This window comes from Nocardioides rubriscoriae (assembly GCF_008087085.1).
Classification (GTDB): Bacteria; Actinomycetota; Actinomycetes; order Propionibacteriales; family Nocardioidaceae; genus Nocardioides; species Nocardioides rubriscoriae.
Genome location: NZ_VIYJ01000005.1, coordinates 117,756 through 137,124, shown reverse-complemented (window position 1 = coordinate 137,124; position 19,369 = coordinate 117,756). Strand labels below are relative to the sequence as shown.

Below are 19,369 nucleotides of genomic sequence, written 5' to 3'. Positions count from 1 at the left end.
CCGTAGCGTCATGCCCACCCGCCCTCCCGTGGCCCGGTCGATCACCGACCTGGCCGCGCGGATCGGGACCTCGGCGTTCGTGTCGGCGTGCGTCGCGCTGCTCGGTGGAGCGCCCCGCGAGCGCTACCTCGACGAGCTGCGCGGGATCACCGGCCACGCGTGGCTCCCGGGCGACGACGTGCTCGACCCCGACGCCTGGAAGGACTACTGGGTGCGCACGTGGGGGGCCCGCGGGCTCCTGCACGTGTGGGACGACGCGGCGACCGACGCGGTCGTGCGCGGGCTCGGCGACGAGCACTACCGGCCCGCCGAGATGTGCCTCAAGGTCGCGACCCGGCACGACGTCGCGGGCGCCGGCGACGGCGCGGCCGCGCTGGCCCGTCACGTGCTGCCCCGGGTGCGCGCGCAGGCGGTGCGCTGCCTGGCCGTCAGCGGCGACCGTGAGCACGTGGCGGTCGTCCGGTCCCTGCTCGACGACGACCACCCCGACGTACGGCGTCAGGCCGGCAGGGCGCTCGAGGCGTTGATGCGTCGCCTCGACCTGTGAGGTCCTCGAGCGCGGCCCCGCGCGGGCGCCCGACCGGCGCTAGTCCTTGAACTCGCCGTCCTCGAACGTGCGGTGGGTGTTGTCGACCTCGGCATTGTCAGGACGGTTGGCGGGGTCGAGGCGACGCTCGCGCTCCGCGGCGATCTCGCGCTGCTCCTCCTCGCTGACCTCCATCTCGCGGAACCGCTTGCCGGGGTCGGCGGACCCGGCCAGCCCCTCTGGGGCCCCGTCGGCCTCGGTCGAGCCGTCGGGGTCGGCCTGGCCCTGGGCAACGGGGTTGTCGATGCTCTGCTCGCGGTCGTAGCTCATCGCTCGACGCCATCACGGCGCCTCCGCGCGACGACTCACCCCGGCGGGCGAGACCGGCCGAGGGCCTCAGGCGTCGATCGAGCTCATGTCGCCGTAGCGGTCACCGACGACCGCGTCCGCCGGGACGGCGTCGGCGATGCGGGCCAGGTCGGCGGGGGTGAGGTCGAGGTCGGCCGCGCCGAGGTTCTCCTCGAGGTAGGCGACCCGCTTGGTGCCGGGGATGGGGGCGACGTCGTCGCCCTGCGCGAGGACCCACGCGAGGGCCAGCTGGCCCGGCGTGCAGCCCTTCTCGTCGGCGAGCTGCTTGATGCGGTCGACCAGGGCGAGGTTGGCGTCGAGCGCGTCGCCGTTGAGCCGCGGGAACCGGCTGTTGCGGGAGTCGTCGTCGGCCAGCGACCCGCGCGTGATGGCGCCGGTGAGGATGCCGCGGCCCAGGGGGGAGTAGGGGACCAGGCCGATGCCGAGCTCGCGCAGCACCGGCAGGATCTCGGCCTCGAGGTCGCGGGTGAACAGCGAGTACTCGGTCTGCAGGGCGGTGATCGGGTGCACGGCGTGGGCGCGGCGGATCGTGTCGGGCCCGGCCTCGGACAGTCCGAGGTGGCGGACCTTGCCGGCCTCGACGAGCTCCTTCATCGCCCCGACGGTCTCCTCGATCGGGACCGTCTTGTCGACGCGGTGCTGGTAGTAGAGGTCGATGTGGTCGACGCCGAGGCGCTGCAGCGAGGCGTCGCAGGCCGCACGCACGTAATCGGGTCGGCCGTTGACGCCGAGGAACCCGCCGTCCTCGCTGCGCTCGTTGCCGAACTTGGTCGCCAGCACGACGCCGTCGCGGCCCTGGCCGCTCTCGGCGATCGCCCGGCCGACCAGGCGCTCGTTGGTGAACGGGCCGTACATGTCGGCGGTGTCGAGGAAGGTCACGCCGAGGTCGAGGGCGCGGTGGATCGTGGCGATCCCGCCGGCCTCGTCGGGGGTGCCGTAGAACTCCGACATCCCCATGCAGCCCAGGCCGAGGGCCGAGACGTCGAGCGGGGAGGCGATTCCGAGGGTGCGCGTCTGGAGGGTCATGGCCTCCACCTTGTCGCTTGGAGCGCGCTCGAAGTCAAGCCGCCCCGGCGTCGCGCCCCTCGAGGGCATCGACGTAGACCCCGATCTTGTAGTCGATCGCCCCGAGGTGCTGCTGCACCTCGGCCAGCTGGGCCAGGACCTTGCGGCGGTGCTCGCGCAGCAGCTCGAGACGCTCGTCCTCGTTGCCGGCACCATCGCGGACCAGGTCGGCGTAGCGGCGTACGTCGCGGATCGTCATGCCGGTCGACCGCAGGCGGGTGACCAGCTCGATCCAGCGCACGTCGTCGGGACCGTAGCGCCGGTGGCCGCTGGGTGCGCGCCCGACCGGGTGCAGCAGCAGGCCGTCGCGCTCGTAGTAGCGCAGGGTGTCGGGCGTCAGGCCGAGGCGAGCAGCCGCCTCGGCGATGGGGAGGCCGTCGCTCATCGGGCCAGTGAAGCCTGGAGCCGGCTCCAGATCAAGCCGGCTGCGGCGCCGGGGCGCTGAGCATGCCGACGACCATCGCCACGAGGTTGGCGGCGAACGGCTCGAGCGCGAGCTGCGAGCGGGCCGAGGCCCGCTCGCCGGCGCGGCCGCGGTCCGCGATCGCGCGCAGGATGAACGACGTCACCAGCGAGAGCCGCTCGGCCCGGATGTCGTCGGCCATCGGCGGCACCCGCTGCTCGAGCAGCGCGTAGGCGTCGTAGCCGCCCATCCGGTGCAGGGCGGCGAGGACCTCGGGGTCCATCGTCTCGGGATTCTCCTCGACCAGCTCGGCCAGGATCATGAGGTAGGCGCGGCCCTGGCCTCCCAGCTCGGCCAGCTCGACCGCCGGCCGGACCAGGGCCTCCACCGCGGAGGCGAGGTCGCTGTCGGGACGCTGGCGCGCGATCGCGAGCAGCTCGCGCTCGCGGGAGGTCAGCAGCTCGACGTGCTGCTCGAGGACGGCGACGAGCATGCCGGTGCGCGAGCCGAAGTGGTAGTGGACCGCTCCGCGGTTGCGTTGCCCGGCCTGGCGGGTGATCTCGAGCAGCGAGGCCGTGTGGACACCGTGCTCGGCGAACCCCAGGGTCGCGGCGACGAGCAGCCGGCGACGGGTCTCGTCGGCGGGGCCCGGGGCGGCGCGGTCGGGCTCGGGCACGGCGAGCCCGCTCAGATCCCGGGGACGACGCGACCGAGCAGGTCGCCCATCCGGCTGGCGGCGGCGCGCCCGGCCTCGAGCACCTCGGCGTGGTCGAGCGGCTCGCCGCTGATGCCGGCCGCCAGGTTGGTGACCAGGCTGATGCCGAGCACCTCCAGGCCGGCCTCGCGGGCGGCGATCGCCTCGAGGGTCGTGCTCATCCCGACCAGGTGGCCACCGATGGCCCGGACCATGCCGATCTCGGCCGGGGTCTCGTAGTGGGGCCCGGGGAACTGCACGTAGACGCCCTCGTCGAGGCTCGGGTCGACCTGCCGGCACAGGGCCCGCAGCCGCGGGGAGTACAGGTCGGTGAGGTCGACGAAGTGAGCGCCCTCGATGGGGGACCTGCCGGTCAGGTTGATGTGGTCGCTGATCAGCACGGGGGTGCCGGGGCTCCAGGTCTCCTTGAGCCCGCCGCAGCCGTTGGTGAGCACGATCGCGCGGCACCCGGCCGCCGCGGCGGTGCGGACGCCGTGGACGACGGCGGCGACGCCCTTGCCCTCGTAGTAGTGGGTGCGGCTGAGGAACACCAGCAGCTGCCGGTCACCGGCCCTGATGCTGCGGATCTTGCCGGAGTGGCCGACGACGGCCGCGGCCGAGAAGCCCGGCAGGTCGGTGGTGTCGATCTCGGCGGTCGCCTCGCCCAGCGCGTCGACGGCCGGCAGCCAGCCGCTGCCGAGGACCAGGGCGACGTCGTGACGCTCGACCCCGGTCAGCTCGGCGAGGCGGCGCGCCGCGTCGCGGGCCAGGTCGTGGGGGTCAAGAGTGGGGTCGCTCACAAGGCGTGACTCTAGGACCTACAGCCCCGTCGAACGGCACGGCCGTCGCCGCAGCGCGGCGACGTAGTCGTCGGGCGCGTCGGCGGCCTCGGCGGCGTCGGCCAGGACGCCGAGCGTGACCGCGGACGGCAGCCCGCCCTCGTAGGCGTCGAGGACGTAGGTCCACACCACCAGCTCGCCGTTCATCGTCGCGACGCGCACCTTGGTCTTGCGGTAGAGGCCGGAGTCGGCCTGCTCCCAGGCGTCGAGGGCCGACTCGTCCTTGGGCCCGACGTCGTAGACGGCGACGAAGACCTGCTCGAAGGGGTCCTGCACCAGGGTCGGCAGCGCGCCGTCCCAGCCGTGCTCCTCGCCGCCGAAGGTGAGTCGCCAGCCGGTCAGCCACCCGGTGGTCTGCAGGGGGGAGTGGGGGCAACGCTCGCTCATCCGGGCCGGGTCGAGGTTGCTCCCGTAGGCGGCGTACATCGTCACGGTGAGCAGGGTAGTGCCCGGGGCGAGTCGTCGAGGCGACCGCACTACGATCGCCGTGTGAGCCACTTCGATGTCCTCGTCCTCGGTGCCGGCCCCGGTGGGTACGTCGCTGCCATCCGCGCGTCCCAGCTCGGCAAGTCCGTCGCCGTGGTGGAGGACAAGTACTGGGGCGGGGTCTGCCTCAACGTCGGGTGCATTCCCAGCAAGGCGCTGCTCAAGAACGCCGAGCTCGCGCACGTGCTGACGCACGAGAAGGCGAAGTTCGGCATCGAGGGCGACGCCACCATGTCCTTCGGCCCGACCCACCAGCGCAGCCGCCAGGTCAGCGCCGGCATCGTCAAGGGCGTCCACTTCTTGATGAAGAAGAACAAGATCACCGAGGTCGACGGCTGGGGCACCCTCACCAGCCCGACCTCGATCGACGTGAAGGGCAAGGACGGCGAGACCACCTCGCACACCTTCGACCACCTCATCATCGCCACCGGTGCCACCGTGCGCACCGTGCCCGGCGTCACCATCGGCGGCAACGTCGTGACCTACGAGGAGCAGATCCTCGACGAGAACCTCCCGTCCTCGATCATCATCGGCGGCTCCGGCGCCATCGGCGTCGAGTTCGCCTACGTGCTGAAGAACTTCGGCGTCGACGTCACCATCGTCGAGTACCTCGACCGGATGGTCCCCACCGAGGACGCCGACGTGTCCAAGGAGCTCGCCAAGCACTACAAGAAGCTCGGCGTGAAGGTGCTCACCTCCACCGCCGTCAAGGGCGTCGAGGACACCGGCTCCGGGGTCAAGGTCACCGTCGCCCCCGCGGCGGGCGGTGACGAGCAGGTGCTCGAGGCCGACAAGTTCATGGCCGCGTTCGGCTTCGCGCCGCGGCTCGAGGGCTACGGGCTCGACGCGATCGGCGTCAAGACCACCGAGCGCGGTGCCATCGAGGTCGACGGCCGCGGCCGCACCAACGTCGACCACGTCTACGCCATCGGCGACGTCACCGGGAAGTTCATGCTCGCCCACGTCGCCGAGGCCATGGGCATCGTGGCCGCCGAGACCATCGCCGGCGCCGAGACGATGGAGATCGACTTCGTCATGGTCCCGCGTGCGACCTACTGCCAGCCGCAGGTCGCCTCCTTCGGCTACACCGAGGCCCAGGCCCGCGAGAAGGGCTACGACGTCAAGACGTCGACCTTCCCGTTCTCGGCCAACGGCAAGGCGCAGGGCCTCGGCGACGCCGTCGGCTTCGTCAAGGTCGTCGCCGACGCCGAGCACAACGAGCTGCTCGGCGCCCACCTCATCGGTCCCGACGTCACCGAGCAGCTGCCCGTGCTGACGCTGGCTCAGCAGTGGGACCTCACCGCCGACGAGGTCTCGCGCAACATCTTCGCCCACCCGACGCTCTCCGAGGCCGTCAAGGAGGCCGTGCACGGCATCGCCGGCCACATGATCAACTTCTGATTGGTCCCAGCCGGTGGGCTCGCGCGGCGGCCCCGCGTCTCTCTTGTAGGGCTGCCGCCGTTTGGTACGGCGGGGCCGGCCCGCGCGGGGGCCCTCCGGCTGTGACGTGCGCCGTGTGGTCCGGTCTGAGTGGGGCCCGGGCGCCTGTGCCTGGTTGCTTCCTCGGGTCGGGGTGCGTGGGTGCGTCGTCGGTGGTCGCAGCGGCCGACCGGCTGTGAGGTGCGCCGTGTGGTCCGGTCTGGGCGGGCCCCGGGCGCCTGTGCCTGGTTGCTTCCTCGGGTCGGGGTGCGTGGGTGCGTCGTCGGTGGTCGCGGGGGCCGACCGGCTGTGACGTGCGCCGTGTGGTCAGGTCGTGCAGCCACCCCGTGGCTGCGTGCCCGGGGTGCGCGCTCGATAGCCTGAGGTCATGAGCACCGACAAGGTCGTCATCCTCGGCGGAGGACCCGGTGGCTACGAGGCTGCCCTCGTGGCGAGCCAGCTGGGCGCCGAGGTCACGGTCGTCGACTCCGACGGCATCGGCGGGTCGGCGGTGCTCACCGACTGCGTCCCGAGCAAGACGCTCATCGCGACGGCCGAGGTCATGACCGAGGTCGCCGCCGCCGCCGAGCTCGGCATCGACTTCCACGACCACGAGGGCGACGCGGCCCGCACCATCCGCGTCGACCTCGCGCGCGTCAACGCCCGCGTCAAGGCCCTCGCGGCCGACCAGTCCGACGACATCGCCCGCCGCCTCGACAAGGAGGGCGTGCGCGTCGTCAAGGGCCGGGGGCGGCTCGACGGCCCGGGCCGCGTGGTCGTCGACGGGGCGACGTACGACGCCGACGCCGTCCTGGTCGCCACCGGGGCCGCGCCGCGCACGCTGCCGAGCGCTCAGCCCGACGGCGAGCGCATCCTCACCTGGGAGCAGGTCTACGACCTCACCGAGATGCCCAGCAAGCTGATCGTGGTGGGCTCCGGCGTCACCGGTGCCGAGTTCGCCAGCGCCTACCTCGCGCTCGGCATCCCCGTGACCCTGGTCTCCAGCCGCGACCGGGTGCTGCCCGGCGAGGACGCCGACGCCTCCAAGGTCCTCGAGGACGTCTCGATCCGCCGTGGCATGACGGTGCTGTCGACCTCGCGGATGGAGTCGGTGACCCGCGACGGCGACGTGGTCACGGTGCGCCTCACCGACGGCCGTGAGGTGCAGGGCAGCCACTGCATCCTCGCCCTCGGCTCGGTGCCCAACACCGCCGACCTCGGCCTCGAGGACGCCGGGGTGATCCTCAAGGACGGCGGCTTCGTCTACGTCGACCGCGTCTCGCGCACCTCCGCACGCGGGGTGTACGCCGCGGGCGACTGCACCGGGGTGCTCATGCTCGCGAGCGTCGCGGCCATGCAGGGCCGGATCGCGATGTGGCACTTCCTCGGCGACACCGTGCACCCGCTCGACCTCAAGAAGGTCTCGTCCAACGTGTTCACCGCCCCCGAGATCGCCACCGTAGGCTGGTCGCAGAAGTCCGTCGACGCCGGCGACATGCTGGCCGACGTCGTCACCCTGCCGCTGTCGGGCAACGCGCGCGCCAAGATGCAGGGCGTGCGCGACGGCTTCGTCAAGCTGTTCTGCCGTCCCGGCACCGGCATCGTCGTGGGCGGCGTCGTCGTCGGTCCGCGCGCCAGCGAGCTGATCCACCCGATCTCCGTCGCGGTCGCGGAGTCGCTCACGGCCGACCAGCTGGCCCAGGTCTTCACCGTCTACCCGTCGGTCAGCGGCTCCATCGCCGAGGCCGCGCGCCGGCTGCACCGGTTCGAGGCCGGGCGCACGTCCTGAAGGGCGGTCGGCCGACGTCGCGACGTCGCCCGCTCGTCAGGGGTCCCCGTAGTCTGGCCCGGACATCCCGACCACCACCCGGAGCTCTCGGTGATCCTTCTGCGGACCTGCCTCGCGTTGTCGCTGGCCCTGTCGACGGCGGCGAGCGTGGCGCCTGCACCCGCGTCGGCCCGCCCCGCCGAGCGGGCGACGACCGTGCGCCTGGTGACCAACGGCTTCGGGCACGGCCACGGGCTGTCGCAGTACGGCGCCCAGGCGCAGGCCCTCGCCGGGCGCAGCCAGCGGCAGATCCTGGGGTTCTACTACCCCGACCTGGGCAGCGGGAGCGCCGGTGGGTCCATGCGCGTGCTGCTCACGGCCGACACCACCGACGACGTCGTGGTCGTCGACCGGCCCGGTCTGCGGGTGCGCAGCCTCGGCAGCGGTCGCACCACCTCGCTCGACGCCCCGACCGCGGCGCGCCGGTGGCGGATCACCCCGGCCCCCGAGGGCCGCAGCAAGGTCGCCTGGAAGGGCGCCGGCGGCGGCTGGCACGTGCTGCGCACCGTGCCCGGTGACGCGGAGCTGTCGGCCGGTGGCCGACCGGTCACGCTGGTCACGCCGGCAGGACGCAGCGCCTACCGCGGGGCGCTGCGCTCGGCGCGCCCGTCGCCGTCGTCGAGCTCGCGCGACACGGTCAACGTCGTGCCGCTGGAGGCCTACCTGCGCGGCGTCGTACCCCGCGAGATCTTCCCGTCGTGGGAGCCGGCCGCCCTGCAGGCACAGGCGGTCGCGGCCCGCACCTACGCCGCCTTCGAGCGCAACGACCGCCGCCGCCGCTACGTCCACGTCGACGACACCACCTCGTCGCAGGTCTACGGCGGCGTGGCCAGCGAGGTCGCCACCACCGACGCCGCGGTCGCCGCGACCAGGGGGCGGGTGCTGACCGTCGACGGCCGCCCGGCGTTCACGCAGTTCTCCGCCAGCAACGGGGGCTGGATGTCCGCCGGCTCCCAGCCCTACCTGGTGGCCAAGCAGGACCCCTACGACGACTACTTCCGCGGCGTGTCCGACTCCATCGCCCCGGCCGAGATCGAGCGGGCGTTCCCGGCGATCGGGATGTTCGAGCACATCGGTGCAGTCGCGCGCGACGGCAACGGCCAGTGGGGCGGCCGCGTGACGAGCATCGAGATCGTCGGCTCGCGCACGTCCACCACCGTCAGCGGCGAGACCTTCCGGTCCTACTTCGGGCTCAACTCCACCTGGTTCAGCGAAGTGCGCTGATCCGGCCGGCTCAGCCCAGCACCACGACCAGGTCGCCACCCTCGACGGCCCGGGTACCCGACAGGGCCAGCCGCTCGACGACCCCGGCCGTCGGTGCGGTGATCGAGGCCTCCATCTTCATGGCCTCGATGGTGGCCAGGGTCTGGCCCGCCTCGACGGTGTCGCCCTGGGCGACGACGACCGTCACGACGCCCTGGTAGGGGGCGGCGACGTGCTTGTCGTTGCCGGCGTCGGCCTTCTCGGCGGCGGCGACGTCGGACGCGACGCTGCGGTCGCGCACCGAGATCGGGCGCATCTGGCCGTTGATCATGGCCATGACCGTGCGGTAGCCGCGCTCGTCGGGCTCGCTGATCGCCGACAGCCCGATCAGCAGGGTCTTGCCGGGCTCGATCTCGACCTCGTGCTCGTCGCCCTGGCGCAGGCCGTAGAGGTAGTCGAGGGTCGGCAGGACCGAGACGTCGCCGTAGGTCTGACGGACCTCGGCGAAGTCCTTGGTGGGGCCGGGGAACAGCAGCTCGTTGAGCGTACGACGCCGCGAGGGCGACCCGCCGGCGAGCCCGGCCTCGGCCTCGGGGGTCAGCGACTCGGCCGGGGCCTTCCAGGTGCGGCCCGCGAGCGCCTTGGTGCGGAACGGCTCGGGCCACCCGCCGGGCGGGTCGCCGAGCTCGCCGTTGAGGAAGCCGATGACCGAGTCGGGGATGTCGAACCTCTCGGGCGAGGCCGCGAACTCGGCCGGGTCGGCGCCGATGCCGACCAGCGAGAGCGCCAGGTCGCCGATCACCTTCGACGACGGGGTGACCTTGGGGATCCGGCCGAGGATGTCGTTGGCCGCGGCGTACATGTCCTCGACCTGCTCGAACTTCTCGCCCAGGCCCAGCGCGATCGCCTGCTGGCGCAGGTTGGAGAGCTGACCGCCGGGGATCTCGTGGCGGTAGACGCGGCCGGTCGGCGACGGCAGGCCCGACTCGAACGGCGCGTAGACGCGGCGGGTCGCCTCCCAGTAGGGCTCGAGGGCGTTGACGGCGGCCAGCGACAGGCCGGTCTCGCGCGCGGAGTGGTCGGTCGCCGAGACCAGCGCCGAGAGCGCGGGCTGCGACGTCGTACCGGCCACGGAGGCGCAGGCCGCGTCGACGGCGTCGACGCCGGCGTCGATCGCGGCCAGCAGGGTGGCGAGCTGGCCGCCGGGGGTGTCGTGTGTGTGCAGGTGCACGGGCAGGTCGAACCGCTCGCGCAGCGCGGTGACCAGGGTGCGGGCGGCCGGCGCGCGCAGCAGCCCGGCCATGTCCTTGATGGCGAGCACGTGGGCACCCGCGTCGACGATCCGCTCGGCCAGGGCGAGGTAGTAGTCGAGGGTGTAGAGCCTCTCGTCGGGGCTCGACAGGTCGCCGGTGTAGCACAGCGCCACCTCGGCGAGGGTCGTGCCGGTGGCGCGCACCGCCTCGATCGCGGGGCGCATCTGCTCGACGTCGTTGAGCGCGTCGAAGATGCGGAAGACGTCGATGCCGGTGGCCGCGGCCTCCTCGACGAACGCCTCGGTGACCGCGCGCGGGTAGGGCGTGTAGCCCACGGTGTTGCGTCCGCGCAGCAGCATCTGCAGCTGGATGTTGGGCACCGCCTGGCGCAGCGCGGCGAGCCGCTCCCAGGGGTCCTCGCCGAGGAAGCGCAGCGCCACGTCGTACGTCGCGCCGCCCCAGGCCTCGAGCGACCACAGCTCGGGGGTGGTGCGCGCGACGTGGCCGGCGACCGTGAGCAGGTCGCGGGTGCGCACCCGGGTGGCCAGCAGCGACTGGTGGGCGTCGCGGAAGGTCGTGTCGGTGACCGCGACCGTCGTCTGCTCGCGCAGGCGCCGGGCGAAGGCGTCGGGGCCGAGCGCGAGCAGCAGCTGGCGCGAGCCGTCGGGGGCGGGGACGGTGAGGTCGACGTCGGGCAGCTTGGACGCGGGGTCGACCGAGACGGGCGCGGCGCCGTGGGGCTGGTTGACCGTGACGTCGGCGAGGTAGGTCAGCAGCTTGGTGCCCCGGTCGCCGGAGCTGCGGGCGTTGAGCAGCTGGGGGTGGGTCTCGATGAACGACGTCGTCACGTGCCCGGCGGCGAAGTCGGGGTCGTCGAGCAGCGCCTGCAGGAACGGGATGTTGGTGGAGACGCCGCGGATGCGGAACTCGGCCACGGCGCGGCGGGCCTTCTCGACGGCCTTGTCGAAGGTGCGCGCGCGGCAGGTGAGCTTGGCGAGCATCGAGTCGAAGTGGGCCGACACCTCGGCTCCGGTGTAGACGGTGCCGCCGTCGAGGCGGACGCCGCCGCCACCGGGGGAGCGGTAGGTCGTGATCACGCCGGTGTCGGGGCGGAAGTTGTTGGCGGGGTCCTCGGTGGTGATCCGGCACTGCAGCGCGGCCCCGCGCAGCTGCACGGTCTCCTGCGACAGGCCGAGGTCGGCGAGGGTCTCGCCGGAGGCGATCCTCAGCTGGGACTGGACGAGGTCGACGTCGGTGACCTCCTCGGTCACGGTGTGCTCGACCTGGATGCGGGGGTTCATCTCGATGAACACGTAGTTGCCGGCCGGGTCGAGGAGGAACTCGACGGTGCCGGCGTTGCGGTAGCCGATCTCCTGGGCGAAGCGCACGGCGTCGGCGCACATCCGCTCGCGCAGCTCGGGGTCGAGGTTGGGCGCCGGGGCGATCTCGACGACCTTCTGGTGGCGCCGCTGCACCGAGCAGTCGCGCTCGAAGAGGTGCATCACGTTGCCCTCGCCGTCGGCGAGGATCTGCACCTCGATGTGACGGGGCTCGACGACGGCCTGCTCGATGAAGACCGTCGGGTCGCCGAAGGCGCCCTCGCCCTCGCGCATGCAGGTCTCGACGGCCTCGCGGAGGTCCTCGGGCCGCTCGACGCGGCGCATGCCGCGCCCGCCACCGCCGGCGACGGCCTTGACGAACAGCGGGTAGGGCATCCGTCCGCCGTCGGGGCCACCCACCTCGGTCGCCGCCACGAGGGCGTCGACGTCAGTGCCGGGCTCGACGCTGGCCAGGGTCGGGACGCCGGCCGCCTTGGCCGCGGCGATCGCCCGTGCCTTGTTGCCGGTCAGCTCGAGCACCGTCGAGGGTGGGCCGACGAACGTGATGCCGGCGTTGGCGCACGCCTCGGCGAGAGCAGGGTTCTCCGAGAGGAAGCCGTAGCCGGGGTAGACCGCGTCGGCGCCCGACCTGACCGCGACCGCGACGATCGCCTCGGCGTCGAGGTAGGCCCGCACCGGGTGGCCGCGCTCACCGATCTCGTAGGCCTCGTCGGCCTTGAGCCGGTGCTCGGACCAGCGGTCCTCGTAGGGGAACACCGCGACCGTGCGGGCCCCCACCTCGTACGCCGCGCGGAACGCCCGGATCGCGATCTCGCCACGGTTGGCCACCAGCACCTTCGAGAACATGGGCGTCAACCTAGTGAATCGGGGCGTCGGACGGCGGCGTGCCGTCTCACGCCCGGAAGAACTGCTCGACCAACCCGGGCAGGGCCTGGTCGGCCAGGCGTACGGCGTCGGCCTCGGGCACGTCGAGCAACCGGACCGACCCGCCGCCGCCGGCGGTCGTGGCGGCCAGCTCGGTGAGGCCGGCACGCCGCTGGAACCAGGTGGCGCGCAGGTTCCAGCCGATGACGTGGTCGACTCCGAGGATCTCGCGACGGCGCGCGAGGCTGCCCGAGCGCGCCACGACGTGGCCGTGCGACAGGGCGTGCCCGAGACCGGCGACCCGGTCGGCCGCGAGCGCGGCCGCCCCCAGCACCAGCAGCCCGGCCGGGACCAGCAGCCACCACGAGCCCTCGCGCACCCCGACGACCACCGCGGCCGCCACCACCGGCACGACGGGCACCAGCGCCCGGGTCCAGCGTCGGCGCGCCGCTGCCGGGCCGTGCGGGGTGAGCGCGACCGCCACGGGTGCGTCGTGCCCCAGCAGCAGCCCGGCCGCGCGGGGCGCGACGTCGGCGTCGGAGGGGGGCACGAGGGTCGAGCTGCCGGTCTCGGAGCGGTCGACGCCGGTGACGATCGCCTGCAGGTGCCGGCCGCCGGTCAGGCGCAGCGCGAGCGGCTCCCCGAGCGACACGCCCGCCAGGCGCTCCTCGTCGATGCTGGTCTCGCGCGTGGTCAGCAGGCCGCGGCGCACGTGCCACGCACCGCCCTGCTGCGTCAGCCGGAACCCGCCGTTGGTGACCAGGTAGCCCAGCACCGACAGCGTCAGCAGGACCAGCAGGCCGGCAGCCGCCGCGACGCAGACCCCGACGACCGAGGTGACGGGCAGGTCGTCGGAGCGCAGGTCGCGCCACACGCCGAGGGAGTCGAGCAGCTGGGTCGCCCCACCGATGGTCGCGGCGACGACCACGAGGCCGGTGCCGGTGAACGGCGCGAAGCGCAGCCACCGCGGGTCGAACGCGACCAGCGTGCGACCGTCGTCGGGCGGCGTGCCGGCCCGGTCGAGGACCCCGACGGTGGCGGTGTGCAGCAGGTCGGCCCGCAACGCGCGCGCCCGGTCGACCGGCAGCCCGTCGAGGTCGAGCGCGTCGCTGTCGTCGGCCGCGGCCAGCCCGGTGCCGATGCGCAGGGTGGTCAGGCCGAGGACCCGCTGGATGACCGACGAGGTGAGGTCGACCGTGCGGACGCGGTCGAGCGGCGCTGAGGTGATGCGCCTGCTGAGCAGGCCGCGCTTGAGCTCGATGCGCCCGGCCGCCACGCGGTAGCGGGTCGTCAGGTAGCGCAGGATGCCGACCGCGACCGCGGCGACGACGCCGAGCAGCTCCCAGGGCGGGCCGCTGGACGCCGAGCCCGCCACGGTGAGGACGAGCAGCGCGGGCAGGAAGCGGACCAGCTCGCGCACCGGGTGCACCAGCAGCATCCGCGGGTCGAGGCGCTGCCAGTCCGACGGCGCCACGGGCAGGCTCACGTGGCGTCGCCCTCCACGGCGTCGGCCTGGCGGGTCAGGTCGTCGACCAGCCGCCGTGCCACGTCGCGGTCGAGCCCGTCGATGCTCAGCGCCCCGGCGGCCGACGCCGTGGTCACCGTGACACTGGCCAGCCCGAAGAGCCGCGCCACCGGGCTCTCGGCGTAGTCGACGGTCTGGATGCGGCTCATCGGCGCGATCCGGCGCTCGCGGGCCCACCACCCGGTCTGCGTGTAGACGGCCGTCTCGGTGGTCTCCCACCGGTGCACGAGGTAGCGCCACCGCGGCACGACCGCCACCCACCCGACCACCACGACGACCAGGGCCGCCAGCGTCCACCACGGCACCTCCCACGCCAGGACAGCGACGAGCAGCACCGCGACCGCGACCGCCCCCTCGGTCGCCGCGGTCACGGTCCACATCACCCGAGCCCGGGGGCTGACGCGGTGGGCGGGGTCGCGCAGGCTGGTCCCGGACTCCGACATGCTCCCGAGCCTAGGGTGGGGTCCGTGGAGCTCGCGTTCAGCGGTGAGGTGTTCTCGTGGCGTGGGCCCTCCCCGTACCACTTCGTGGCCGTCCCCGAGCCCGAGTGCACCGCTCTCGCCGACGTCGCGCCCCTGGTGTCCTACGGCTGGGGGATGGTGCCGGTCACCGGCCGGATCGGCGCGACCGACTTCACGACCGCGCTGTGGCCGCGCGAGGGCGGTTACGTCGTACCGGTCAAGGACGCCGTACGCCGCGCCGAGGGGATCGAGCTCGGCGACGTGGTGACGGTGAGGCTGATCGTCGCGACCTGATGCCCCAACCGGGCCATGAGGGTCTGCCCCGTCGGCCGTGGCGGGCCGGGGAGGTGCGGGCGGAAGGTGGTAGCAACACCCGACCCTCGACCCCCAGACGAGCGAGGTCGGGTCTACGGGGAGGAAACCCACATGTCCCAGCACGCCAGTCCCAAGCCGCCGCGCCGTCGCCGGCGGGTCGCCGTCCTCACCGCGGTCGGTGTCGTCGCCGCCGCCGGTGGCGCCTACGCCTACTGGACGGCGGGAGGTACCGGCTCGGGCACGGTCACCACCGGCACCAACACCGCCGTCACGGTCAACCAGTCGACCGTCATCACCAACCTCGCGCCCGGCGTCGCGGCGCAGACCCTCAGCGGGACCTTCGACAACCCCAACAGCGGCCCGGTCTACGTCGGCTCGGTGACCATCACCGGTCTCACCGTCAGCAAGGCCGGAGGTGCCGCCGCCGGCACGTGCGACGCGACCGACTACACCGTCGGCGGCACGGCCGTGGTCAACGCCGAGGTCCCGGCCGGCACCGCCCAAGGAGCGTGGAGCGGCCTGACGATCGCCTTCAACAACAAGGCCGGGAGCAACCAGGACCAGTGCAAGGGCGCCACGGTCGCGATCGCCTACGCGGCCTCCTGACCTGAGACGCCATGGCCCGAGCCGGTGACCACCGAGCAGGGCGTCGAGGCGGGGTGGGCCACGGCCTGCTGCGTCGAGGCGTCCTGCTCGGCGTCGTCGTGCTCGCGGTCGTGACCTGCACCCAGCCGGCGTGGGCCTTCTGGCGCACCACGGGGCTCGGCAGCGGCACTGCGGTGACCGCCACCTTCAGCGCCCCCGTCGTCACCGTGAGCGGCACGGCCTGGTCGAGCACCGTCCACGTCGCGTGGACCGCGGCGACGACCTCGGGCGGGCTGGCGGCGCAGTCCTACGTCGTCGTCCGGGTCGACGAGGCCGACGGCAGCACCGCGGCCGCCTGCGGCACCAGCGCCGGGAGCCCCACCGCCTCGCTGGCCTGCGACGACCCGGCCGTGCCGACCGGCACGCACCGCTACGTCGTCACCGCGACCCAGCAGAGCTGGACCAGCACCAGCACGGCCAGTGCCGCGTTCGCCACTGACGCGACGGCGCCGAGCATCGTGGCGGGCTCCGTCTCGCCGGTCGCCAACGCCAACGGCTACCAGCGCACCGCCCCGGTCACCGTGCCCCTCACCGCCACCGACGTCGGTCCGGCCGGGGTCGCCTCGATCAGCTACCGCATCGACGGGGGCACGGTCACGACCGTGGCCGCCGCGACCACCTCGGTCTCGGTGAGCGGCGACGGCACCCGCGTGGTCACCTACGCAGCCACCGACGCGGCGGGCAACGTGAGCGTCATCGGCTCGACGACGGTCAGGCTCGACACCACCGCACCGACCGTCACCGTGGCCAAGGCCGGTGGGCAGGCCGACCCGACCAACGCGTCGACGGCGCAGCTCACCGTCACCTTCTCCGAGGCGGTGACCGGGTTCACCTCCACCGACGTGGTGCTGTCGGGCGTCACCGGCGCGACAGCCGCCGTCAGCGGCACCGGGGCGTCGTACACCGTGGCGATCAGCGGGATGACCGGGCAGGGCACCCTGTCGGTGTCGGTGCCCGCCGCCGCGGCCGTCGACGTCGCCGACAACCCCAACACGGCCTCGGGGACGGCCACGGTCGTGCGGGACACGGTCGCACCGACGGTGGCCGTCAGCAGCTTCACCAGGAGCGGCGGCAACCTCACGGTCACCGGCACCACGTCAGAGCCCGCGTCGGTGACGGTGACGTTCTGCCGGGGGACCGGGCTGCTCTTCATCAACCTGCTCCCGCCGATCTGGGGCTCGTGCACGGAGACGGTCGTGACGGTCTCCTCGAGCAACAGCTGGACGGCGCCGGCGACGGTCAGCTCGACGGACGCCTTCGCCTACTACGCACGTGCCGTCCCGACCGACGCCGCCGGCAACACCGGCAGTGCCGTTGTCGCAGGACCTGTCGGCTGAGCTGTCAGTCGCCGGCGGCGATCGCCCGTCCGGCGGCCCGCCCGGAGAAGATGCACCCGCCCAGGAAGGTGCCCTCGAGGGCGTTGTGGCCGTGGACCCCGCCGCCGCCGAACCCGGCGACCTCACCCGCGGCGTACAGGCCCGGCACAGGCCGGCCGTCGGCGCCCAGGGCACGTGAGGACAGGTCGGTCTGGATGCCGCCGAGGGTCTTGCGCGTCAGGATGTTGAGGCGCACGGCGATCAGCGGACCGTGGGCCGGGTCGAGGATCTTGTGCGGCTTGGCGACGCGCACGACCTTGTCGGTGCGCGAGCGGCGGGCGTTGGCGACCAGCATGAGCTGGGCGTCCTTGGAGAAGCCGTTGTCGAGCTCGCGGTCGCGGGCGATGATCATCGCCTCGACCTCGGCGACGTCGAGGACGGGCGCCGGCCGGTCGCCGCTGCCGCGGGCGAGCTTGTTCATGCCGGCGACGAGGTCGTCGACGGTGTCGGCGACGACGAAGTCCTCGCCGTGATCCTTGAACCTCTCCACCGGGCTCGGGGCGCCCTTCGACAGGCGCTCGCGCAGCAGCACCTTGAGGTCCTTCTCGGTGACGTCGGGATTCTGCTCGGAGCCCGACAGGGCGAACTCCTTCTCGATCACCGTCTGCGTCAGCACGAACCACGAGTAGTCGTAGCCGGTCGCGAGGATCGCGCGCATCGTCTGCAGGTTGTCGCAGCCGGGGAAGTTGGGTGCGGGGAAGCGCTTGCCGTGCGCGTCGAGCCACAACGACGACGGGCCGGGGATGATCCGGATCGCGTGCTCGGGCCAGATGGGGTCCCAGTTGTGGATGCCCTCGGTGTAGTGCCACATCCGGTCGCGGTTGACGACGCGGGCCCCGGCCGCCTCGCTGATCGCCAGCATCCGCCCGTCGACGTGGGCCGGTACGCCGGAGATCAGGTGCTCGGGAGCCTTGCCCATCCGCTCGGTCGGCCAGGTCCGGCGCACCAGGTCGTGGTTGCCGCCGATGCCGCCGGAGGTCACGACCACCGCCGGCGCCCGCAGCTCGAAGGTGTCGACGGCGACCCGCGACGAGGCCACCCCACGCGCCTCGTGGCTCGGCTCGAGCACTGAGCCGCGGACGCCGACGACCCTGGGCCCGTCCTCGGCGTCCTCGGTGTCCGAGACGACGACCTCGTCGACCCGGTGGCGGAAGGCGAACCGCACGAGCCCTCGGGCCTCACCGGCGAGCACGGGCTCGGCGAAGATCCGCACGACCTCGGGCCCGGTGCCCCAGGTGAGGTGGAAGCGGGGGACCGAGTTGCCGTGGCCCTGCGGGTCGGCGCCACCCCGCTCGGCCCAGCCGACCATCGGCACCGACCTGAGCCCCAGCGCGTGCAGGTAGTCGCGCTTCTCACCGGCGGCGAACTCGACGTAGGCCCGGGCCCAGCGGCGGCCCCAGTCGTCACCGCCCTCGTCGACGGAGTCGCCGAACGCGGCCGAGCCCCACCAGTCCTGCAGGGCCAGCTCGACGGAGTCCTTGATGCCCATCCGTCGCTGCTCGGGGGAGTCCACGAAGAAGAGCCCGCCCAGCGACCAGAACGCCTGGCCGCCGAGGTTGGCGCGGTTCTCCTGGTCGACCACGAGCACCTTCCTGCCGGCCAGGACGAGCTCGTGGGTGGCGACCAGGCCGGCCAGACCGGCGCCGACGACGATCGCGTCGGGCTCGAAGGCGGTGTCGGGCACGGTGTGGGGCGTGGTGCTCATGGGGTCTCCTCGAAGAGCGGGTGGAGCAGGTCGGCGAGGGTCCGCAGGGTGGCCTCGTCACGGGCGGGGTCGGGCAGGACGTGGGCGACGGCGGCCTCACCGTCGAGGTAGTTGACGACGATGCGCAGCGCGGCCTGGTGCCGGTCGGTCCAGGGCCGGCCGGTCGGGGCGAGCGCGGCGACGGCAGCGCCGGTGCGCCGGTGGTAGTCGCGCAGGGCCGGCGCCAGGTCGGCACGCAGCTCGGCGTCGGTGCGGGCGGCGCGCACGAGCTCGTGCCAGACCTGGTTGGGCCGTGAGCGCACGAGGTCGCGCAGGTGGCGCAGTGATTCGAGCAGGCCGAGACCGGCCGGGACGTCGGCGGTCTGGCGCTCGGCGACACGCGCCGCGGTGGCGACCAGCAGGGCCCGGCGGTGCGGGAAGTGGCGGAAGAGACCGCCTTGGCTGACCCCGGCCTCGGCGCAGACGGCCGCCACGGTCGTGGCCGCGTAGCCCCGCTCGTGGACGACGACCTCGGTCGCGTCGAGCAGACGCGTCACGGTCGCCGTACGACGCTCGAGCTGGGTGGGCACGGACCGACCCTAACTTAGCGAGTGGATGCTCGCTAAGTCTGGGTGTCATGGGATCGTCGTAGGGTCGCCGGCATGGGGTGGGGCTCATGGTGCTGCCGCAGGGGATGACCTCGACCGACCCGGCGCTGCCTGCGGACGAGGCCGATCGACAGCACGCGGCGGCCGGGTTGGCCCGCGACGAGGTCACGATCGGTTCGTTGCTGACACGCTGACGCCGCCCCCGGTCGTGCGATGGTGGCCGGGTGCGCCCGTCCGACCGCCGTCCGCGTCGGCGCCGTACCTCGACTCTCGTGGCGCTGGCGCTCGCTGTCGTGGTCGCCGACGCCGCCGTCCTGTGGGCAGGTCTCGGCCACGGCCTGGTCGGTGTGGTGATCGCGTTCTGCCTCGTCCTCGCCACCCAGCGCTGGGCCGACGCCGTCTGGCGGTCGCACGTGGCGGCTGACGCGGAGAACGCCGTCCAGACGCACGACCCCTCGCCGTAGCC

20 protein-coding genes are annotated in these 19,369 nt (G+C 73.3%); 9 read left to right on the top strand and 11 right to left on the bottom strand.

Annotated elements, in window-relative coordinates; translation table 11 throughout:
• Positions 1-10: 10 nt before the first annotated feature.
• Positions 11-547, top strand: a complete 537-nt coding sequence (locus FZC61_RS10325; RefSeq protein ID WP_148614088.1) for a HEAT repeat domain-containing protein — start codon at positions 11-13, stop codon at positions 545-547.
• Positions 548-586: 39 nt separating this feature from the next.
• Here FZC61_RS10325 and FZC61_RS10320 read toward each other — a convergent pair whose 3' ends face one another.
• The 6 genes from FZC61_RS10320 to FZC61_RS10295 all read right to left on the bottom strand — a co-directional run bounded on the left by FZC61_RS10320 (position 587) and on the right by FZC61_RS10295 (position 4,322).
• The gene (locus FZC61_RS10320; RefSeq protein ID WP_148614087.1) at positions 587-856 is read right to left on the bottom strand and encodes a hypothetical protein; all 270 of its coding nucleotides are present in this window, start codon (positions 854-856) and stop codon (positions 587-589) included.
• Positions 857-922: 66 nt separating this feature from the next.
• Positions 923-1,921, bottom strand: coding sequence for an aldo/keto reductase (locus FZC61_RS10315; RefSeq protein ID WP_148614086.1), 999 nt, complete (start codon positions 1,919-1,921; stop codon positions 923-925).
• Positions 1,922-1,955: 34 nt separating this feature from the next.
• Entirely contained in the window at positions 1,956-2,345 is a 390-nt protein-coding gene (locus FZC61_RS10310) for a MerR family transcriptional regulator (RefSeq protein WP_148614085.1), read from the bottom strand.
• A 31-nt stretch (positions 2,346-2,376) separates the two neighbouring features.
• Positions 2,377-3,039 (bottom strand): TetR/AcrR family transcriptional regulator, encoded by a 663-nt coding sequence (locus FZC61_RS10305; RefSeq protein WP_148614084.1) that lies wholly within the window; start codon positions 3,037-3,039, stop codon positions 2,377-2,379.
• A gap of 11 nt (positions 3,040-3,050) precedes the next feature.
• Positions 3,051-3,857, bottom strand: a complete 807-nt coding sequence (locus FZC61_RS10300) for a purine-nucleoside phosphorylase (RefSeq protein WP_148614083.1) — start codon at positions 3,855-3,857, stop codon at positions 3,051-3,053.
• Between the two features lie 18 nt (positions 3,858-3,875).
• Positions 3,876-4,322 carry a gamma-glutamylcyclotransferase family protein gene (locus FZC61_RS10295; protein WP_246142651.1) on the bottom strand — a complete coding sequence of 149 codons (447 nt, stop codon included), beginning with the start codon at positions 4,320-4,322 and terminating at the stop codon, positions 3,876-3,878.
• A gap of 63 nt (positions 4,323-4,385) precedes the next feature.
• Here FZC61_RS10295 and lpdA point away from each other — a divergent pair, with 63 nt between their 5' ends.
• The 3 genes from lpdA to FZC61_RS10280 all read left to right on the top strand — a co-directional run bounded on the left by lpdA (position 4,386) and on the right by FZC61_RS10280 (position 8,853).
• On the top strand, positions 4,386-5,783 hold the full coding sequence (gene lpdA, locus FZC61_RS10290; protein ID WP_148614081.1) for a dihydrolipoyl dehydrogenase: 1,398 nt from the start codon (positions 4,386-4,388) through the stop codon (positions 5,781-5,783).
• A gap of 406 nt (positions 5,784-6,189) precedes the next feature.
• Positions 6,190-7,590 (top strand): NAD(P)H-quinone dehydrogenase, encoded by a 1,401-nt coding sequence (locus tag FZC61_RS10285; RefSeq protein WP_148614080.1) that lies wholly within the window; start codon positions 6,190-6,192, stop codon positions 7,588-7,590.
• Between the two features lie 90 nt (positions 7,591-7,680).
• Positions 7,681-8,853: a SpoIID/LytB domain-containing protein gene (locus tag FZC61_RS10280; protein ID WP_148614079.1), complete on the top strand. Its 1,173-nt coding sequence runs from the start codon at positions 7,681-7,683 to the stop codon at positions 8,851-8,853.
• Between the two features lie 10 nt (positions 8,854-8,863).
• On the opposite strand, the gene FZC61_RS10275 is transcribed toward FZC61_RS10280, so the two are convergent.
• From FZC61_RS10275 to FZC61_RS10265, 3 genes are read right to left on the bottom strand one after another with little or no spacing between them, the layout of a single operon-like run.
• Complete coding sequence (locus FZC61_RS10275) at positions 8,864-12,271, bottom strand: pyruvate carboxylase (RefSeq protein WP_148614078.1); 3,408 nt, start codon at positions 12,269-12,271, stop codon at positions 8,864-8,866.
• Positions 12,272-12,317: 46 nt separating this feature from the next.
• Entirely contained in the window at positions 12,318-13,775 is a 1,458-nt protein-coding gene (locus tag FZC61_RS10270; protein ID WP_148614077.1) for a PH domain-containing protein, read from the bottom strand.
• A complete protein-coding gene (locus FZC61_RS10265) occupies positions 13,772-14,257 on the bottom strand; it encodes a PH domain-containing protein (protein ID WP_148614076.1) in 486 nt (161 codons plus the stop codon). Before FZC61_RS10265 ends, FZC61_RS10270 begins: the two co-directional genes overlap by 4 nt.
• 24 nt (positions 14,258-14,281) lie before the next feature.
• On the opposite strand from FZC61_RS10265, the gene FZC61_RS10260 reads away from it, so the two are divergent.
• The 3 genes from FZC61_RS10260 (at position 14,282) to FZC61_RS10250 (ending at position 16,572) form a co-directional block, all read left to right on the top strand.
• Positions 14,282-14,569, top strand: coding sequence for a DUF1905 domain-containing protein (locus FZC61_RS10260; RefSeq protein ID WP_148614075.1), 288 nt, complete (start codon positions 14,282-14,284; stop codon positions 14,567-14,569).
• A 132-nt stretch (positions 14,570-14,701) separates the two neighbouring features.
• Positions 14,702-15,196 carry a hypothetical protein gene (locus FZC61_RS10255; RefSeq protein WP_148614074.1) on the top strand — a complete coding sequence of 165 codons (495 nt, stop codon included), beginning with the start codon at positions 14,702-14,704 and terminating at the stop codon, positions 15,194-15,196.
• 53 nt (positions 15,197-15,249) lie between these two features.
• A complete protein-coding gene (locus FZC61_RS10250; RefSeq protein WP_148614073.1) occupies positions 15,250-16,572 on the top strand; it encodes an OmpL47-type beta-barrel domain-containing protein in 1,323 nt (440 codons plus the stop codon).
• 4 nt (positions 16,573-16,576) lie between these two features.
• Here FZC61_RS10250 and FZC61_RS10245 read toward each other — a convergent pair whose 3' ends face one another.
• Positions 16,577-18,316 carry an FAD-binding dehydrogenase gene (locus tag FZC61_RS10245; protein ID WP_148614072.1) on the bottom strand — a complete coding sequence of 580 codons (1,740 nt, stop codon included), beginning with the start codon at positions 18,314-18,316 and terminating at the stop codon, positions 16,577-16,579.
• Entirely contained in the window at positions 18,313-18,885 is a 573-nt protein-coding gene (locus FZC61_RS10240; RefSeq protein WP_148614071.1) for a TetR/AcrR family transcriptional regulator, read from the bottom strand. The genes FZC61_RS10245 and FZC61_RS10240 overlap by 4 nt, the downstream gene beginning before the upstream one ends.
• Before the next feature lie 86 nt (positions 18,886-18,971).
• On the opposite strand from FZC61_RS10240, the gene FZC61_RS23935 reads away from it, so the two are divergent.
• The gene (locus tag FZC61_RS23935; RefSeq protein WP_281289810.1) at positions 18,972-19,097 is read left to right on the top strand and encodes a hypothetical protein; all 126 of its coding nucleotides are present in this window, start codon (positions 18,972-18,974) and stop codon (positions 19,095-19,097) included.
• 30 nt (positions 19,098-19,127) lie between these two features.
• Positions 19,128-19,367 carry a hypothetical protein gene (locus tag FZC61_RS10235; RefSeq protein ID WP_148614070.1) on the top strand — a complete coding sequence of 80 codons (240 nt, stop codon included), beginning with the start codon at positions 19,128-19,130 and terminating at the stop codon, positions 19,365-19,367.
• Positions 19,368-19,369 lie beyond the last annotated feature (2 nt).